Source organism: Curtobacterium sp. P97 (genome assembly GCF_023712445.1).
Lineage (GTDB): Bacteria > Actinomycetota > Actinomycetes > Actinomycetales > Microbacteriaceae > Curtobacterium.
This window is the reverse complement of record NZ_JAMAYF010000016.1, coordinates 26,180-43,518: the sequence shown is the minus strand read 5'-3', so window position 1 is coordinate 43,518 and position 17,339 is coordinate 26,180. Positions and strand designations below refer to the sequence as shown.

At 69.2% G+C, this 17,339-nt stretch carries 13 protein-coding genes; 8 read left to right on the top strand and 5 right to left on the bottom strand.

Features of this window, described 5'->3' with window-relative positions; genetic code table 11:
• Window positions 1-5: 5 nt before the first annotated feature.
• The 5 genes from pstA to M3677_RS15230 all read right to left on the bottom strand — a co-directional run bounded on the left by pstA (window position 6) and on the right by M3677_RS15230 (window position 6,858).
• Complete coding sequence (pstA, locus tag M3677_RS15250; protein WP_066656738.1) at window positions 6-1,091, bottom strand: phosphate ABC transporter permease PstA; 1,086 nt, start codon at window positions 1,089-1,091, stop codon at window positions 6-8.
• Between the two features lie 13 nt (window positions 1,092-1,104).
• The gene (pstC, locus tag M3677_RS15245; protein WP_066656736.1) at window positions 1,105-2,055 is read right to left on the bottom strand and encodes a phosphate ABC transporter permease subunit PstC; all 951 of its coding nucleotides are present in this window, start codon (window positions 2,053-2,055) and stop codon (window positions 1,105-1,107) included.
• 177 nt (window positions 2,056-2,232) lie between these two features.
• The gene (locus M3677_RS15240; RefSeq protein WP_251155256.1) at window positions 2,233-3,339 is read right to left on the bottom strand and encodes a phosphate ABC transporter substrate-binding protein PstS; all 1,107 of its coding nucleotides are present in this window, start codon (window positions 3,337-3,339) and stop codon (window positions 2,233-2,235) included.
• 409 nt (window positions 3,340-3,748) lie between these two features.
• Window positions 3,749-4,696 carry an NUDIX domain-containing protein gene (locus M3677_RS15235; protein ID WP_066656734.1) on the bottom strand — a complete coding sequence of 316 codons (948 nt, stop codon included), beginning with the start codon at window positions 4,694-4,696 and terminating at the stop codon, window positions 3,749-3,751.
• Window positions 4,693-6,858, bottom strand: a complete 2,166-nt coding sequence (locus tag M3677_RS15230) for an RNA degradosome polyphosphate kinase (protein ID WP_066656733.1) — start codon at window positions 6,856-6,858, stop codon at window positions 4,693-4,695. The genes M3677_RS15235 and M3677_RS15230 overlap by 4 nt, the downstream gene beginning before the upstream one ends.
• 252 nt (window positions 6,859-7,110) lie before the next feature.
• On the opposite strand from M3677_RS15230, the gene M3677_RS15225 reads away from it, so the two are divergent.
• The 8 genes from M3677_RS15225 (at window position 7,111) to M3677_RS18505 (ending at window position 17,300) form a co-directional block, all read left to right on the top strand.
• Window positions 7,111-7,392, top strand: a complete 282-nt coding sequence (locus tag M3677_RS15225; RefSeq protein WP_058740961.1) for a hypothetical protein — start codon at window positions 7,111-7,113, stop codon at window positions 7,390-7,392.
• Window positions 7,393-7,507: 115 nt separating this feature from the next.
• Complete coding sequence (locus M3677_RS15220) at window positions 7,508-12,835, top strand: DUF6531 domain-containing protein (protein ID WP_251160960.1); 5,328 nt, start codon at window positions 7,508-7,510, stop codon at window positions 12,833-12,835.
• A 459-nt stretch (window positions 12,836-13,294) separates the two neighbouring features.
• Window positions 13,295-13,699, top strand: a complete 405-nt coding sequence (locus tag M3677_RS18585; protein ID WP_368859915.1) for a hypothetical protein — start codon at window positions 13,295-13,297, stop codon at window positions 13,697-13,699.
• Between the two features lie 56 nt (window positions 13,700-13,755).
• Complete coding sequence (locus M3677_RS15215; protein WP_251160959.1) at window positions 13,756-13,986, top strand: hypothetical protein; 231 nt, start codon at window positions 13,756-13,758, stop codon at window positions 13,984-13,986.
• A 520-nt stretch (window positions 13,987-14,506) separates the two neighbouring features.
• A complete protein-coding gene (locus M3677_RS15210; RefSeq protein ID WP_251160958.1) occupies window positions 14,507-14,875 on the top strand; it encodes a hypothetical protein in 369 nt (122 codons plus the stop codon).
• A 64-nt stretch (window positions 14,876-14,939) separates the two neighbouring features.
• The gene (locus M3677_RS15205; RefSeq protein ID WP_251160957.1) at window positions 14,940-15,410 is read left to right on the top strand and encodes a hypothetical protein; all 471 of its coding nucleotides are present in this window, start codon (window positions 14,940-14,942) and stop codon (window positions 15,408-15,410) included.
• A gap of 160 nt (window positions 15,411-15,570) precedes the next feature.
• Window positions 15,571-16,245, top strand: coding sequence for a hypothetical protein (locus M3677_RS15200; protein WP_066656727.1), 675 nt, complete (start codon window positions 15,571-15,573; stop codon window positions 16,243-16,245).
• 26 nt (window positions 16,246-16,271) lie between these two features.
• Window positions 16,272-17,300, top strand: coding sequence for a DUF3592 domain-containing protein (locus M3677_RS18505; protein ID WP_251160956.1), 1,029 nt, complete (start codon window positions 16,272-16,274; stop codon window positions 17,298-17,300).
• Window positions 17,301-17,339 lie beyond the last annotated feature (39 nt).

Sequence of the window (17,339 nt, the reverse complement as noted above, 5' to 3'; positions counted from 1 at the left end):
CGGTGCTAGCGGGGGAGCTTGGGGGCGAAGAGTCGGGTGATGAACCGGGCGAGCAGGTTGAGCACCATCACGATGAGGATGAGGACGAGTGCCGCGGTCCAGGCCCGGTCGACGAACGGCACCGGGTTGGCGCCCTGCTGCGAGTACTGCGTGTAGGCGAACACCGGCAGCGTCATCATCGGGTCCTTGAACAGGTCGTAGTTCATGCTCGCGGTGAAGCCGGCCGTCACGAGCAGCGGCGCGGTCTCGCCGATGACGCGCGCGATCGACAGCATGACGCCCGTGGTGATGCCGGCGAGGCTCGTCGGCAGCACCACCTTGAGGATCGTCAGGTACTTCGGCACGCCGAGTGCGTAGGACGCCTCGCGGAGCTCCATCGGGACGATCTTCAGGACCTCCTCGGTGGAGCGGACGACCACGGGGATCATCAGCACGCTCAGGGCGATCGAGCCGACGAGACCGAAGCGGGCACCGGGGCCGAGGAACAGCGCGAACAGCGAGTAGGCGAAGAGACCGGCGACGATCGACGGGATGCCCGTCATGACGTCGACGAAGAAGGTGATGCCCTTCGCGAGGGCGCCCTTGCCGTACTCGACCAGGTAGATCGAGGTGAGCAGGCCGATCGGTACGGAGATGAGCGCGGCGAACAGCGTGATCTCGAGCGTCCCGACGAGGGCGTGCAGTGCGCCGCCGCCCTCGGAGATGACGCCGCGCATCGACGAGTTGAAGTACTGGGCGTCGAAGCGGGCGAGGCCGTCGGCCAGGACCGTCCAGAGCAGCGACACCAGCGGCAGCACCGCGATGACGAAGGCCGTGACCACCAGCGAGGTGATCAGTCGGTCGACCGCCTTGCGCCCGCCCTCGACGATGCGCGAGACGACGACGATGAGCACGTCGAACAGGACGGTGCCGAGGAACAGGGCGGCGACGACGTTGAAGTCCTTCACCGCACCGCCCGCGTTCAGCAGGGCGAAGACCGCGACCAGGGCGACCCAGGAGCCGACGAGGAGGAGCCACGGCACGGACTTGTGCAGCTTGCCGTTGGCGTAGACGTTGCCGGCGGTGCCGGTCTGACGGAGGGCGAGGGACATCGGGCGTGACCTCTCAGGAGACCCGCTTGCGCACGATGTAGCGCGCCAGCATGTTGATGACCAGGGTGATGACGAAGAGGATCAGGCCCGACGCGACCAGTGCGTTCAGGGCCGTGCCCGACGCCTCGGCGAACTGCAGGGCGATGTTCGCCGCGATCGTCGAGGGGTTGAGCGACGTCAGCATCTGGAAGGTGACGTTCGTCGAGACCGACAGCACGAGGGCGATCGCCATCGTCTCGCCGAGCGCACGACCGAGGCCGAGCATGATCGCCGACACGATGCCGGACTTCGCGAACGGCAGGACGGACAGGCGGATCATCTCCCAGCGCGTGGCGCCGAGGGCGAGCGCGGCCTCCTCGTTGAGGGTCGGCGCCTGCAGGAAGATCTCGCGCATGACCGCGGTCATGATCGGGATCGCCATCACCGCGAGGACGATCGACGCGGTCAGGATCGTGCGGCCGGTACCGGACACCTGGCCGGAGAACAGCGGGAACCAGCCGAGGTACTCGTTGAGGAAGCCGTAGAACGGCTTGAGGAGCGGCGCGAGGACCACGATGCCCCAGAGGCCGTAGACGACCGACGGCACCGCGGCCAGCAGGTCGATGACGTACCCGAGCACCGGCGCGATGCGGCGCGGTGCGTAGTGCGAGATGAAGAGCGCGATGCCGAGGGAGAGCGGGACGGCGATCACGAGCGCGATGAGTGCCGAGTAGACGGTGCCGAAGACGAGCGGACCGACGTAGACCCAGAAGTTCGAGGCGTTGTTCGGCAGCTCACCGACCTTCGCCGAGAAGGCCGGGAGGCTCTGCCACACCAGGAAGGCGGCGACGAGCACGAGCACGAAGAGGATCAGGCTGCCGGCGACCACCGAGGCGGTCGAGAACACCCGGTCGCCGACGCGGACGACGGCCTTCGGCTTGGCGGGGGAGACGGTGGCCCCTGGCTGGGCCGGTGCGGTCGTCATGGGACTCCTGTCGGAGGGGAGGCCGGGCTCGTGGAGGAGCGGCCGGGGGAGGCGACGGGGTGGTGCTGGTGAGGCCGGGCGCAGCCGGTGGTGCTGGTGCTGCGTCCGGGCCGGACGGGCGAGAACCCGGACGCCGGTCGAGGTGGGTGGGACCGGCGTCCGGGTGCTCAGCGGGCCTTACTTGATGGAGGCGACGGCCTTCGCGGCCTTCTCCGACAGGTCGGAGGAGAGGGCGGCCGACTTGGCCTCCTTCGCGGCGGCCTCCTGCGCGTCCTGCGTGACGACGTAGTCGAGGTAGCCCTTCACGAGCGCACCCTTGTCGGCGTCCTTGTACTCCTGGCAGGCGATCGCGTAGGAGACGAGGACCAGCGGCCACGCACCCTCGGCGGTGTCCTTGCGGTTGATGTCGATCGCGAGGTCGTTCTCCTCACGGCCCGAGACCGTCTCGGAGTCCGCGACGACCTTGGCAGCACCCTCGGCCGAGATCTCGGTGGCCTTGTCGCCGACCATGAGCTTCGCCTTGTCGAGGTCACCGGCGCCCGAGTCGTCGATGTAGGTGATGGCGTTCGAGGCGCTGGCCATCGCCGAGGCGACGCCCGAGGTGCCCTTGGCCGAGTCGCCGACCTGGTAGGGGAAGGTCTGGCTGGGCTCTTCGGTCCAGACGTCCGAGGCGTTCGCCGAGACGTACTCGGAGAAGTTCTGCGTGGTGCCCGAGTCGTCCGAGCGGTGGATCACGGTGATGTTCGAGTCCGGCAGGTCGACGCCCTTGTTCAGGTCGGCGATCTCCGAGGCGTTCCACTTGGTGATCTTGCCCGAGAAGATGCCCGCGATGGTCTTCGCGTCGAGCGTCAGGTCGGAGACGCCGTCCACCTTGTAGGCGATGGCGATCGGGGAGATGTAGACCGGGATGTCGATGGCCTTGTCCGTGCACAGGTCGAACGAGCCCGAGAGCTCCTCGTCCTTCAGTGCAGCGTCGGAGCCGGCGAAGTCCGCGGCACCCGAGATGAAGTTCTTGCGACCGGCGCCGGAGCCGTCCGGCGAGTAGTTGACCGTCACGCCGGAGGCGACGTTCTGGAAGTTCGCAGCCCAGGTGGCCTCAGCGGTCTGCTGCGCCGACGAGCCGGAGCCGGTCAGCGTGCCCGAGAGCTTCGAGTAGTCGGTGCCCGAGCTCGAGGTCGGCGCTGCGGCGTCGCCGCTGCCGCTCTCGTTCGCCGCGCAGGAGGACAGCACGACGGCGCCGGCGATCGCGATCGCTGCGATCGAACCGATTCGCTTGATGTTCAACAGGGGTCCCTTCGGGAATGTCAGTGCAGGCGGGACCGCTGCTGGTCCCTCGGGCCGGTGCTGACCCGGGAGCGACTGTAGGGACGCGAGGTGACGGGGATGACGCTCCTCGGTGAACGGGAGGTGAACGGGGGGTTCTCCCGGCTCGGGTGCCGGACGACCGAGCCGTGGTGGGTGCAGGATCGGGTCACCGTGCGTGGGTGAGACACATGCAGGTGCATCGGTTCACGCGGCGGCGGCGCGGGTCGGATCGCCGCGCCGAGCGCTGGTCCGAAGGGTCTTCGTCGTGGCCTGTCCGGAGGCGCGGCTCACGACCGTCGCGGAGCCCGGCCTGGAGGCGCGGCTCACCACCGCCTCGGTTCTCGGCCTGGGGTTCACCGAGCGGACGGTCGTCTCCGCCCCGGTCGACTCAGGCCGGGACGGTGTTGCGGTGCGTCTCGACGGCGACGAGCTTCTCGCCCGCGATGTGGAGCACGGCGAAGTCCCCCACCGAGAGCATCGCGGCGCGGCGCAGGTCGAAGCGACGACGGTCGTCCGCGGTCGCGGAGGCGATGCGGGCGATGATGTCCGGCAGCACCGGACCGTGGGAGCAGAGCACCGCGGACTTGGCCTTCGCGATCCGCTTCTGCACGACGCCCTTGACGTCTGCGGCTCCGCGGTCGTGGGCGTCCTGGCTGATGTCCGTCGTGCTGGAGACACCGACCTTCGTGCGCGCGGAGAGCGGCTCGACGGTCGCGAGGCACCGCGCCGCCGTACTGCTGACGATCTTCTTCGGACCGAACGCCGCGACGGGTGCTGCGACGGCCTTGGCCTGGGACCGTCCGACCGGCAGCAGCGGGCGGGTGGCGTCGGGGCCGTCCCAGTCCGAACCGGGCACGGTCTTCGCGTGCCGGAGGGCGATCAGCGCGAAGGTCCGGTGCTCACCGGCGGCGACGCGGTCGGCGAACCGGTCGAGGATCGCCACGTCGCGCTCGTACGTGAGCCGTGCCCGTGCCTGGTCGACGGTCACCCACTCGATCGCGGCGACCTCGTCGTTCGGACGGAACTTGCCCGCGCGGTCGTACTCCTTCGAGCCGACGCGGGCGGCCCAGTAGTGCACGACCTTGTCGCGACCGCTCGGGAGCACGTACTCCGCCGTGCCGAGCGGCGCCCCGAGGTGCACGCGGTAGCCGGTCTCCTCGTCGATCTCCCGGACGGCGGTCGTCGGGATGCTCTCGCCGGGGTCGACCTTGCCCTTGGGCAGGGAGACGTCCTGGTGGTGGTCCCGGTGGACGAGGAGCACCAGCGGTACTCCGTCCCGTTCACGCCAGACGACCGCGCCCGCCGCGACGACGGGCCCCGTGGGGCCGCCGCTCACCGAGCCGAACGCTTCCGGGCCGAGATCTTCCGCATGAGCACATTCTGCACGTCGTCGAGCGGGCGGCCGTCCGGGTCGGTGGAGCGGCGCGTCCACTCGCCGTCGGACTCGAGGTGCCACGAGCTCGTCGTCTCCGCCATCGCCAGGTCGAACATCTCCTCGACCTCGGCCACGTGTGCCGGGTCGGTGAGCCGGACCAGGGCCTCGACGCGACGGTCGAGGTTGCGGTGCATCATGTCCGCCGAGCCGATGAACACCAGCGGGTCGCCGTCGTTGTGGAACGTGAAGGCCCGCGAGTGCTCGAGGTACCGGCCGACGACGCTCCGGACACGGATCGTCTCGCTGACGCCTTCGATGCCCGGCTTCAGCGAGCAGATGCCGCGCACCCACACGTCGACGGGCACACCGGCCTGGCTCGCCAGGTAGAGGGCGTCGATGATCTGCTCGTCGACCATCGAGTTGACCTTGATCCGGATGCCGGACGGCTTGCCGGCGCGGGCGTTCGCGGCTTCGGTCTGGATGCGCTTCACGAGCCCCTTGCGCAGGTGCAGCGGCGCGACGAGCAGGCGCTTGAACTTCTTCTCGATCGCGTAGCCCGACAGCTCGTTGAACAGGCGGGTGAGGTCCTTGCCCACCGTGTCGTCCGCGGTGAACAGCCCCATGTCCTCGTAGATGCGGGACGTCTTCGGGTTGTAGTTGCCGGTGCCGATGTGGCTGTAGTGCTTGAGCGTGCCGCCCTCCTGCCGGATGACGAGCACGAGCTTCGAGTGCGTCTTCAGTCCGACCAGGCCGTAGACGACGTGCACGCCGGCCTTCTCGAGCTTGCGCGCCCAGGTGATGTTGTTCTGCTCGTCGAACCGTGCCTTGATCTCGACCAGGGCCAGGACCTGCTTGCCCGCGGCGGCGGCGTCGATCAGGGCCTCGACGATCGGGCTGTCGCCGGAGGTGCGGTAGAGCGTCTGCTTGATCGCCAGGACGTTCGGGTCGGCGGCCGCCTGCTCGAGGAACGCCTGCACGCTCGTCGCGAAGGACTCGTACGGGTGGTGCACGAGGACGTCGCGCGAGGCGATGGCGCGGAACAGGTCGGGCTTCGTGTTCGGCTCACCCGGCTGGAACTGCACCGGCGTCGTCGGGACGTGGCGCGGGTAGTGGAGGTCCGGGCGGGCGATCTTCGCGATCTCGAACAGCCCACCGAGGTCGAGCGGCGACGGCAGCCGGAAGACCTCCTGCTCGGTGATGTCGAGCTCGCGCACGAGCAGGTCGAGGGTCACCGGGTCCATGTCCTCGGTGATCTCGAGACGGATCGGCGGGCCGAAGCGGCGACGGAGCAGCTCGCGCTCGAGCGCCTGGATGAGGTTCTCGGCCTCGTCCTCCTCGATCTCGACGTCCTCGTTGCGGGTGACGCGGAAGACGTGGTGCTCGAGGACCTCCATCCCCGGGAACAGGTCGTCGAGGTGGTTCGCGATGAGGTCCTCGAGCGGGATGAAGCGCATGCGCCCGGACCCGTCGTCGGGCAGCGCGATGAAGCGGGAGAAGTTCTGCGGCACCTTGAGGCGCGCGAACTCCTGCCGCTGGGACTTGGGGTTGCGGACCCGGACGGCGAGGTTCAACGACAGCCCGGAGATGTAGGGGAAGGGGTGCGCCGGGTCGACCGCGAGCGGCATGAGCACCGGGAAGATCCGCTCGTTGAAGTACTCACGCATGCGCAGCCGGTCGGCCTCGTCGAGGTCGGACCAGTGCTCGACGTGGATGCCCGCGGCGTCGAGGTCGGGCTTCAACGACTCGATGAAGGCGGCGGCGTGCCGGTCCTGGAGCTCGTGCGCCTTCGCCGCGATGTCGCGCAGCACGTCGCTCGGTGCTCGCCCGACGTTGGTCGGGACCGCGATCCCGGTGTCGATGCGACGCTTGAGGCCCGCGACGCGCACCATGAAGAACTCGTCGAGGTTGGACGCGAAGATCGCCAGGAAGTTGGCGCGCTCGAGGAGTGGCTGCGTGCGGTCCTCACCCAGCTCGAGCACGCGCTGGTTGAAGCGGAGCCAGCTCAGCTCGCGGTCGAAGTAGCGGTCCGAGGGCAGCGACTCGTGCTCGATCTCGACGACCTCGTCGAAGTCGTCGAGGTCGGGAGCGACGGATTCGCCGTCGAGCTGCGGTTCGGTGTCCATGCCGACATCCTGCCACCAGCCCCCGCTGCCCGGAGGAGCACAGGTGGCCGCTGTGGAAACGGAGCGTGAACGACCCGCCTGTGCAGGGGCGTCTGCCTGTCGCGCCGGTCGCACCCCTCGAAGTGGGGGAGGAAACGTCACGATATACGGACGGTGACATTGCCGGGCTTCGCGGGTATGGTGGGCGGCGTTCAGGCCTCCGGGGGGATTCCACTGCGCGGGGGTGCAGGTACGAAGAGAATGAGGTTGACCATGTCGCGTGTCCTTTCCACCGAGCAGGCGAAGTCCGCCATCCGACAGATCCAGTCCATCGTGAACGGCGGCTTCACGGACCAGATCTCGCAGCTCGACGCCCAGGGGCGCATCCTGTCCGACTCGAACGTGTGGGACGGCCCGCTCGCCTCGACGTTCCGTGGGTCGACCTGGCCCGAGACCAAGGCTGCCCTCGACAAGGCGAAGACCGAGCTCGAGCAGCTCCGCACGCAGCTCGACAAGATCTCGCAGGACATCTTCACCGCGGGTGGCGGCGCGTAAGCACCCACCCCACGCCCGGTCCGCCGTCTCGGTGGGCCGGGCGTTCGCGGTCGGGGGGGCCGACCGCACCACGAGAACGACCAGAACGAGCTGCAACACAACCGGGGGATGCACCATGGCCGACCTGCACGGCAACGAGCCCGTCGAGTTCGACAACGCGACGGCTGATGCGCTGATCCACGCGCTGAACGGTTCTGCTGAGTCCATCGACGGACAGAGCGGGAGCCGCACGTCCTACGTGACCACCGCGGCGCAGGAGTTCCGCGGGCACTTCTCCGACCTGTTCGCGAGCAACTCGGACAAGGCGCACAACGACGGCAGGACCATCGCCGACAACCTGCGGACCGTCGCGACATGGGTGCAGCAGATGAAGGAGGCGGCCGAGCGCGAGAACGCACGCCGCAAGAAGGCCCGCGACTGGTACGAGGAGCACGAGGACCGGAACTTCATCGAGTGGCTCGGCGACAGGTTGCACGGTGCGCCCCAGCCGCCGGAGGTCCACCACGAGGCAGCTCCGACGTTCCGTCCCGCAGGCGGCCCGAGCACCGCGCGCGACACACCGACCCCCGGCTCGGGCGGTGGTGGCGGCGGTGGTACCTCGTCAGCGCGCCCGGCTGATCTCCGTGCGTTCGCAACCGGCACGCGTTCCCTCGACCAGGCGCTCGAAGGGAAGCCGGCGCAGCTGCGGGGCAAGCTCGCCGAGTTCGCCGCGCGTTGCTCGTGGGGTCACATCGACGCGGGCGGACTGGTGAACGCGTTCGACAAGTGGCTGCAGGCGAACGGCCAGGACGCCACCTGGGCCGACACCGTCGCGGATGCCTTCACCGCGGCCGGGGGCGAGGGCAACGTCTCGACGGTCGCGAATTCCGCGCTCGCCGCGGCCCTCGCAGCCGCCGGGGTCTCCGAGACCCGGCAGGACCTGCAGTTCGAACCGCCGTCGGCGTACGGCGCCCAGCCCACGACGGGCTTCTCCATGGACCCGGTCAACACCACGACCGGCAACTTCCTCGAACCGGAGCTCGACCTCGGGTTCACCGGCGCCTCGGCCTCGCTCGAGGTCACCCGCATGTACAACTCCCTCGACGAGCACGTCGGGCTCTTCGGCCCGGGTTGGTCGTCGATCCTCGAGACGCGTCTGCTCCTCGACGACGAGGGGGCGACCTTCGTCGGCGCCGACGGCCGACAGATCCGCTTCCCGCGCTCCGGCGAGGGCTGGGACCGCGGTGTCGGCGAGAACCGCTGGCTCGCCGCCGAGGGCGACCTGCTCGTCGTGCGCGACAACGCCGGGGTCCGGATCGACTTCACCCCGTCCGGTCTCTGGACCGGGCAGCGCGGCGGGGTCGGGACGGCGGTCCGGGTCGTCCGCGACGCCGACGACCTCGTCGTCCGCCTCGAGCACGAACGCGGCCGCTGGGTCGAGATCGAGCACGTCGACGGACGCGTCGCGGTCCTCCGGGCGTCCGACGGCCGCCGGGTCGAGTACGGCTACGACGACCACGGGCGGCTCGTCAGCGTGACCGACCCCGTCGGTACCCGCCGCTACGGATGGAACGACGACGACCTCATCGTCACCGTGACATCGACTGCCGGGGTCGTCGAGGTCGACAACACCTACGACGACCAGCGCCGCGTGGTCGAACAGGTCAGTCCGCACGGCCGAGCGGTGCGCTTCGCCTACCTGCCCGGCCGCGTCACGGTCGTGTCCGACCACGACGGCTCGCGCGCGAACTCCTACATCGCCGATGCCAAGGGCCGGCTCGTCGGGGTCATCGACTCCGACGACCGGCGACAGTCGATGAGCTACGACCGACACGGCAACCTGGTGTCGGCGACCGAACGCGACGGCTCCGTCACCGTGCACGCCTACGACGACCGCGGTCGGAAGACCCGGACGGTGACCCCCTCCGGCGGTGACGTCACCTACGGCTACGACGACCAGGACCGGGTGACCACCGTCGTCACCGAGGCCGGTGCGGTCGTGTCCTACGAGTACCGCGGCGACGACCGCGACCCGTCCGTCATCGTCGATCCGGTCGGCGGCCGCACCGAGCTCACGTGGACGGACGGGGTCCTCACCCACGTGGTCGACCCGACCGGGGTCGTCCTCGACCTCGCGCACGACGAGTTCGGCGAGCTGGTGGCGACCACGAACGCGGTCGGGGACACCGCCCGGATCGAGCGTGACGCGGCCGGTCGTCCGGTCGCCGCGGTCAGCCCGTCCGGCGCCCGGACCGAGTACCGCTGGGACGCCGCGGGGCTCCTCGTCGAGCGCCGCGACGCCGACGGTGCCGTCTGGCGGTACGAGCACACGGCCGGTGGGCGCGTCGCATCGATCACCGATCCACTCGGTGCCCGCACCACCTTCGAGTACGCGGCGAGCGGCGAGCTGGCGACCACCGTCGACCCCCTGGGTCGGCGGGTCACGCGGACGTTCGACGACCAGGGGAACGTCGCCGCGCTCGCCCTGCCGGGTGACGCGGTCTGGACGTTCGCGCACGACGGGTTGTCGCGCCTCCAGGCCGTCACCGACCCGACGGGCGCGACGTGGCGGCGCGAGTACGACGTCAACGGCGGCCTCGCCGCGACCGTCGACCCGACCGGCGTCCGGCAGGAGGTCGCACGGGACGTCGCGACCGGCGTCGCGACCCTGCGTGATGCGTTCTCCGCGACCACTGTCCGCTTCGATGAGTTCGGGCGACCCGTCGAGCAGACGAGTGACGAGACCGGTTCCGAGCTGGTGACGTACGACGCAGCCGGACGGCCCGTCGAGCTCGTCGACGGCGAAGGCGGCCTGACGCGCATCGAGCGCGACCTGGGTGGGCGGGTGACCGCGATCGTCAGCCCGTCCGGCGCCCGCTCGACCTACGAGTACGACGCGTGTGGGCGGCCGTCCGCGGCCGCCGACGCGATGGGAGTGCGGACGACACTCACGTACGACGCGGACTCCCGCGTCGTCGCCCGGACGCTGCCCACCGGCGAGGTCGAGGAGACCACCTACGACGCGGTCGGCCGCGTGGTCGTGCGGACTACGGCGGGATCCGGTACGAGCCGGTACCGCTACGACCGGGCCGGGAGGCTCGTCTCCAGCCACGACGCACGCTTCGGTCACCGACGGTTCCGCTACGACGCTGCAGGGCAGCTCGTCGAGGCCGTCGACGGGCTCGGGGGCGCCACCCGCTTCGCCTACGACGAGCGGGGCCGGCTCACCGAGGTCACGGACCCCGCCGGCGGTGTCACGCGGCGCCGGTACGACGGAGCAGACCGCGTGGTCGCGGTCGTCGACCCGCTCGGCCGTGAGACGACGGCGCGGTACGACGCGGCCGGTCGCCAGGTGGAGCAGACCGACCCTGAGGGGCGCACCACCAGCTGGACCTTCGACGCTGCCGGCCGCTCGACGAAGGTCCTGGTCGACGGTCAGCTGGTGAGCGAGACCCGACGCGACGCCGTCGACCGCACCGTCGTCGTCACCGACCACACCCGTGGAGCGGGTCGGACGGTCGACCACGAGCTCGAGTACGACCGCCGCGGGCTCCTCGTCCGACGGAGCCGCGGCGGGCGTTCCGTGCGGTGGGAGTACGACGCCGACGGCAACCGGACGGCGCGGATCGACCCGACGGGCGCACGGGTCGAGTGGCGCCGTGATCCAGTGGGCCGCGCCGTCGCCGTCGAACGACAAGGGCTCGCCGCGGCGACCTTCGCCTACGACGCAGCCGGGCGGATCGTCCAGGCGTCGACCGGCGACATCGTCCAGTCGTGGTCGTACGAGCGGGGTGCGCTGGTCGCCCACACGACGACGACGCCCGATGGCGCGATGGTCACGCGCATCGAGCGTGACGACCAGGGCCGGATCACGGCGATCGACGGTCCGGACGGTCGTGTCGAGTACGCGTACGACGAGGCCGGGCAGCTCGTCCGCGCGGGCGACTCCGCGTGGGAGTACGGCGACGGTGGGCGGCTGCTGCGCGAGGTCGTCGACGGTGCCGCGACGACGTTCGAGTACGACGCCGCCGGGCAGCTCACGGCCTGCGTCCGAGGCGGGGAGCGGACGGAGTACCTGTACGACGGGCTCGGTCGACGGATCCGTCGCACCCACCCCGACGGGTCGACTGAGGAGTACGCCTGGTCCGACCTCGGGTCCCTGACCGCCGTCGTGTCGCGGGACCGTTCGTACGGCGAGACCGGTCGAGCCGAGGTGTGGACCGACGTGCTCGGAGAGCTCGCCGAGGTCGGCGGCGCCGAGGTGTGGTGGGACTCCGCAGCGGCCCTGCCGGCGATGGTGTCGATCGGCGGGGAGAGCGTGCTCGACCTGCCAGGCGGTGTGGTCGCACTCGGAGACGCCTGGTCGACCGCCGGCTGGCGAAGTGCGCGTTCGACGGATGCTTCGGACCCGTGGGCGGTGCTCGCATCGGTCGAGGGAGCGGCGCTGCCCACTGGCGTCTCGCTCACCGCTGACGGCGGGCTGTCGATCGCGGGGCTGGAGTGGCTCGGGGCGCGCGTCTATGACCCGGCGGCGCGGGGCTTCCTGTCGACGGACCCGTTGGCGCCCGTGCTCGGTGCGGCGTGGGCGGGGAACCCGTACTCGTACGCCGGGAACGACCCGATGCACGCGATCGACCCCCTGGGGCTCCGACCGGCGACCGACAAGGACCTGGCGGCGTACCGGGATGCAAACCAGAGCTTCTTGTCGAAGGCGGGGCAGTGGATCGGCGAGAACAAGGAGGAAATCATCGCCGGAGTTGCCATCGGTGTCGGACTTGGTCTCACGGTCCTCGCGATGGCGACTCCTCTCGGCCCCTTTGCAGCAGTCGGGGTGATGGCTGCTTCCGGCGCCCTTCTTTCGGGTGGAACGTCCATCGCGAAGCAGAAGACGGAAGACGGAAGAGTCGACTGGGGCAAGGTGGCAATTGACACCGCTATCGGTGGAATCTCTGGCGCGGTCGGTGGTGTCGTGGGCAACAAGCTCGGGGCGCTGGCTCCGAGGATCATTCAGAGCGCGAGTCCGGCGGTCGCCCGGATACCGTCCTCAGTAGTTCGATCGGTCGCGACGAAGGCGATAGGCGGGACGGGTCGGGCTGCCGTGGCGGGTGGGGCGGCCAACGGCACGTCCAGTGGTCTCAGCTATGCTCTGAACTCAGAAATTCCGGATCGGTCGATCGGTGGCTTCGCTGCAGAAACCGGTAAGGGATTCGTCGTGGGGGCAGGAGCCAGTGTGGCATCGACCTACGCCAGTCCCCTGCTCGGAAAGCTCGACGGAGTTTCCACTGCTGTCGCCGAACGCAGCAACATTCTCGTGGACCATCTATTCGGCGGTGTGCAGAGCGTGGCGAACAACGCCTGGGCGGAGAGGGAGCCGGACGAGGCTGCCGACCCCTGGGGGAGCTTCCAGAGCGGATTCCTGTCCGGCGCGAAGGGCCCTCGAACTTCTATGCATGCAAGCAATTGACGAGCGAGGTGGATCCGTGACACACAGCAGGCTGCCGCCCGGAGCTGCGCCGGCGCAGAGGGGCTCAGTTCTCAGGGGCCGCATCATCTTCGCGGTAGCGATCGCGCTCATCCTGGCTGTGGTGGCGTTTTTCTTCTTCGGACGAGGATGGATTGCGTCCTACGACAAGGAGCATCCTGTCGCTCTCGATTGCAGGATATTGAGCTCGAAAGCCTCAGCAGTTTCGACGCACTCGGGACGAGGCATTGGATCCTATACTGATCAGGTCGACATTCAGACCGCGAATTGTGGCCACCTTGTCCTCAGAGACGGGATCACGAGCGAGAACAGTGACGAAATTGCCTCGAAATTCCGGGTAGGAAAGACGTACCGGATCACGCTGGGCGAAGGTTCTCTGAATTTGCGACCGCTGTTGTCGGTTCTCGGGACGGTCCCGGAGGTTCGAGGGTACAAGCGGATTTGAGGTCGCGTCCCGCCGGAAGGCGCATCACCGCGATCGACGGAGCGGACGGACGCGTCGAGTACGCGTACGACGAGGCCGGGCAGCTCGTCCGGTCCGGAGGTTCCGAGTGGGAGTACGGCGACGGCGGGCGGCTGCTCCGCGAGGTCGTCGACGGAGTCGAGACGACGTTCGAGTACGACGCGGCCGGGCAACTCGTCGCGTCCGTCCGGGGCGGGGAGCGGACGGAGTACCTGTACGACGGACTCGGTCGACGGGTACGTCGCACCAACGCCGACGGGTCGACCGCCGAGTACGCGTGGTCCCGACCTGGGTTCCCTGACCGCCATCGTGTCGCGCGATCGCTCGTACGGCGAGACCGGCCGGTTCGAGATGTGGACCGATGTTCCGTTCAGGAGATGTGAACGGGTTCCATTCGGGTAATTTCTGGTTCACGGACATGCCCAGAAGCGTCAGCCAGGTGCGCGAAGACAAGGCGCTTCCATACAGGTGGGCGAGTAGCGGTCAGGATTCGATTCAGAACGCTGGTTTCGCTGCAGAGTTCACGAAGAAGATGCCTGCTTACAAGGGTTTGACTGCTCCACAGACTGGCGCTGATGGCGACTACTGGCGGGGTGGCACGAATCAGACGTACGTGCCCGGCGGCTACGCTGCCACGGACGTGAAGGGATACTGGTCGCTGGTGCCGTGATCGGAGGACCGATGAGTACGAACTACGAGGAAGTGTCCCGGCTTTGCGCAGAGGTCAGCGATTACCTGCGCGGGGCGCACCATGTACAGGCCGCTCGCTGGTACGAGCAACAGGCGGCGGCGCTCAGGAGCGACGAAGGGGTTGAACGGGTCGCGCTGATCCGGGCAATACACGAGTCCGTTTCGGCTGGGGCTGGAGGCCCACTCGGCGTTGTGTTGACCGATGCCACAGGAAAACCGGATGTCGAGGCGACAAGCAGGTACAAGGAATCTCTTGACCGTCTGTATCGATTGACTTCGCAGTCGCGATGGCGTGATTGGCTGCGAAACTTTACGGGATGACGCCGAGTGACTATCGAGGAGAACCGGTGCATCTGCGGCGCGACCGCTACCTGCTTCCTCCATGTGTCCACATCATGGGGGCGCCCATCGCGCAGTGTCGCTCCCGGCGCGGGAGGCGGAGGCCCGATGGGACCGGCGGTGGCGTCAAGGCAGGGAGCGGAGTGGGGTTGGCTGCTGAGGTGAAGATGGTGCGGGTCTACCGTCCTCTGACGAGTAGTGCAGTGCTTGGCAATCTCGTGCTCGTCGCGTTCGCGATAAGCGCCGCGATGGTGCTCGGTCTTTCGCAGGTGACGCTCTCGATCGTCCTGCTCAACCTGGCGATCGCGATCGTGATAACGGGAGTGCTTGCGTTCATCGGGTCGGGCTGGACCGTGGCGGGGGCCGTCTTGCTCTTCTTTCTCGGTCCGATCCTGACCCGCTTCGTCCTCGTCGGAGCGGTGCTCTCTGTTCGGGTCTGGTTCCTCGGGATCATGGCTGGTTGGGTACTTGGGGCATTGCTTCGTCGGCTCCACGATCGCGATCTGCCTCACAGCGGTGTCGGCCGATGACAGATCGGGGAATCGCAGAGGCGATGGCTGCCCCTGAGCCGCGGCTCGAGGAAGGCTGAGAACGATGGACAGGCGCGTGTTGCGCGGGCGCGTCGTCGCCGCGCTGCTGCTCGTGGTGTTCCTGGTCGTCCCGGCCCTGTTCCTTCACGTCGGACCGATCACGCTGAAGAGCTACGACGCTGGGCATCAGATCAAGATTGTCTGCTCGGTCTCGTCGGCGGAGTCGAGCACCGACTCCTCGTATTCGTCGCGAGGCGTCGGAGCCTCGACGCTGGGGATCGCCATCAAGACGGAGGACTGCGGGCCGCTCGCGCTCCGCTGGGGCGTGACGGGCGCCAACATCGAGCAGACGACCCGACGTCTCGACGCTGGTGGAAGGTGGTGCTTCACGGTCGGTCGCGGTTCCTACGAGCTGAGGGATCTGCTCCACCGCGTGCGACAGGCCGTCTTCGTACGCGAAGCGACCCGATGCGGCGATGCTGCCGCGGTTGACCGTGTCGGGGGCGGGAGCCGGATCGGAGCCATCCCCACCTGATACGTTGGATGCAGGTGCTGGCCCTGCCGGCGCCCGAGATCGAGTACCGCGCACAGGGGGCGCCGGCGCTCGAGGGGGCGTGTACTACCGGCCGCGGGGCGGCCGGAGCACGGAACTTCGGGGACGTCCGGCGCGCGAGTGCTGACCGCGAAGGACCATCATGACGACGCCGAACAACGGGCAGCCCGGCGACTGGCAGCCGAACAACGTGCAGCCGGACCAGCAAACGCCCGGGTTCCAGCAGCCGAGCCAGCAGCCGAACCAGCAGGCGCCCGGCGACTGGCAGCCGAACCAGCAGCAGGCACCCGGCTTCGGGCAGCCGGACCAGCAGACGCCCGGGTACCAGCAGCAGCCCTACGCCGGTACCGGCGCGGGTGTCCCCGCTTGGCAGCCGCCGACCCCGGAGAAGAAGGGGAAGAGCGTCGCGCTCCGCATCCTCATCCCGGTCGTGTCCGTCCTCGCCGCTGTCGGTGCCTCCGTGGGCGTCCGCGCGCTCTTCAACGCCAACGCCGAGCCGTCGCCGTCGGCGCTCGCGACCGAAGCGGCGAAGCAGGTCAACGAGAACTACACGTTCCCGCTCGAACTCGACGAGGTCACGCGGTGGGACGGCGTGACGGCGGACGGCGCGGAGCTCGACTACGCCTACACGATCGACTCCTCGGTCGATCCGGCGAGCCTGACCGCGGCGGACCTCAAGTCGTCGGTCGTGTCGAACGTCTGCCAGAAGAAGGAGTCGCGCGACCTGCTGTCGAAGGCGATCGTGATGCGCTACTCGTACGTCTTCGAGGGCACCGACCGCACGATCGACTTCGCGGTCACCACCGCCGACTGCTGACACCCGAGCGGGAGGACTGACGCGCGGTGACCCCAGCACGCCGGGTCTTCCACGCGCTGCTCGTGGCGGTGGCCCTGACCAGCAGTGCGTGGATCGAGGTCGCGCACTTCGACGTCCCGGTCTGGGCGTTCGCGATCGTCTCCGTCTTCGGGCTCGCCTACGGCGCGGCGCTCGTCCGCGTCGGGGCGGCGGGCTGCCTCGTGCCGACGGTGCTGTTCCTCGGGAGCTTCGTGGTGCTCGGCGTCCTCGTCGAGCATGCGTCGGACTGGGGGCCGCTGCAGTACGGGTGGCTGCCCGCGGTGCTCGCCGGCGCGTTCCTCGCCAGGGTGCTGTTCCCGGACGTCGGGCCTCGGCGGCGCAAGGAGACGGCGGGCCGCGGGCTGCGCACGGCCGGCGGGGAGTGGCTGCGCGAGCTCGGCCCGATCATGCTGTGCATGGGGGCGTTCTGCGTCGCCGCGATGGGGGCGCTCCTGCACAGCGAGGGCGATGAAGCGCTGCGCTACGACGATGCACTCCGGCGGTCCGGTGTGGTCGTCACCGGCGAGGTCGTCCACGTCGAGCGTGCACACTTCACGGGCTACAAGGGACGCGGTCGGACTGAGTACACGCCGGTCACGCGGCGGTCGTTCGAGGGTGTCGAGTACGAGACGGCGCTCGACGAGTACACGGTGACGAACGACCAGGACTACTACCGCGTCGGGGAGCGTGTGCGCGTCATGGTGGATCCGAACGACCCGACCAAGGTGGGCATCCGGTCGGCTGAACTCCGCGAGATGTTTATCGGAAGGGTCGATCGAGGTCGCGGCTCCGCGTTCACCGCACTGCCGCTGCTGGCCGTCGGGGCGCCGCTCCTCGCGGTGCAGACGGTCGAGGGCGTCACGCGGAGGATCCGGACCAGGCGCACCCGGCGGTGGGGGAAGGCCCGACGACAGGTGCTCGCCGCTCGGCGGCGGGCTCGACGGCGGGCCGACGGTGTCGCAGCAGCCCACCGCGCCGGTGCCTCTCCGCCGAGGGACTCGCGGCCGCCTCGGGAGCCCCGCTCGCCGGCCCAGTGATCACGCGACCGTCACCGGAGCAGCAAGCGACGGGGCGAG

Coding starts and splice junctions, on each gene's coding strand:
- M3677_RS15230 (WP_066656733.1), bottom strand. CDS start 6,858: ATGGACACCGAACCGCAGCTCGACGGCGAATCCGTCGCTCCCGACCTC.
- M3677_RS15220 (WP_251160960.1), top strand. CDS start 7,508: ATGGCCGACCTGCACGGCAACGAGCCCGTCGAGTTCGACAACGCGACG.
- pstC (WP_066656736.1), bottom strand. CDS start 2,055: ATGACGACCGCACCGGCCCAGCCAGGGGCCACCGTCTCCCCCGCCAAG.
- M3677_RS15200 (WP_066656727.1), top strand. CDS start 15,571: ATGACGACGCCGAACAACGGGCAGCCCGGCGACTGGCAGCCGAACAAC.
- M3677_RS15225 (WP_058740961.1), top strand. CDS start 7,111: ATGTCGCGTGTCCTTTCCACCGAGCAGGCGAAGTCCGCCATCCGACAG.
- M3677_RS15205 (WP_251160957.1), top strand. CDS start 14,940: ATGGACAGGCGCGTGTTGCGCGGGCGCGTCGTCGCCGCGCTGCTGCTC.
- pstA (WP_066656738.1), bottom strand. CDS start 1,091: ATGTCCCTCGCCCTCCGTCAGACCGGCACCGCCGGCAACGTCTACGCC.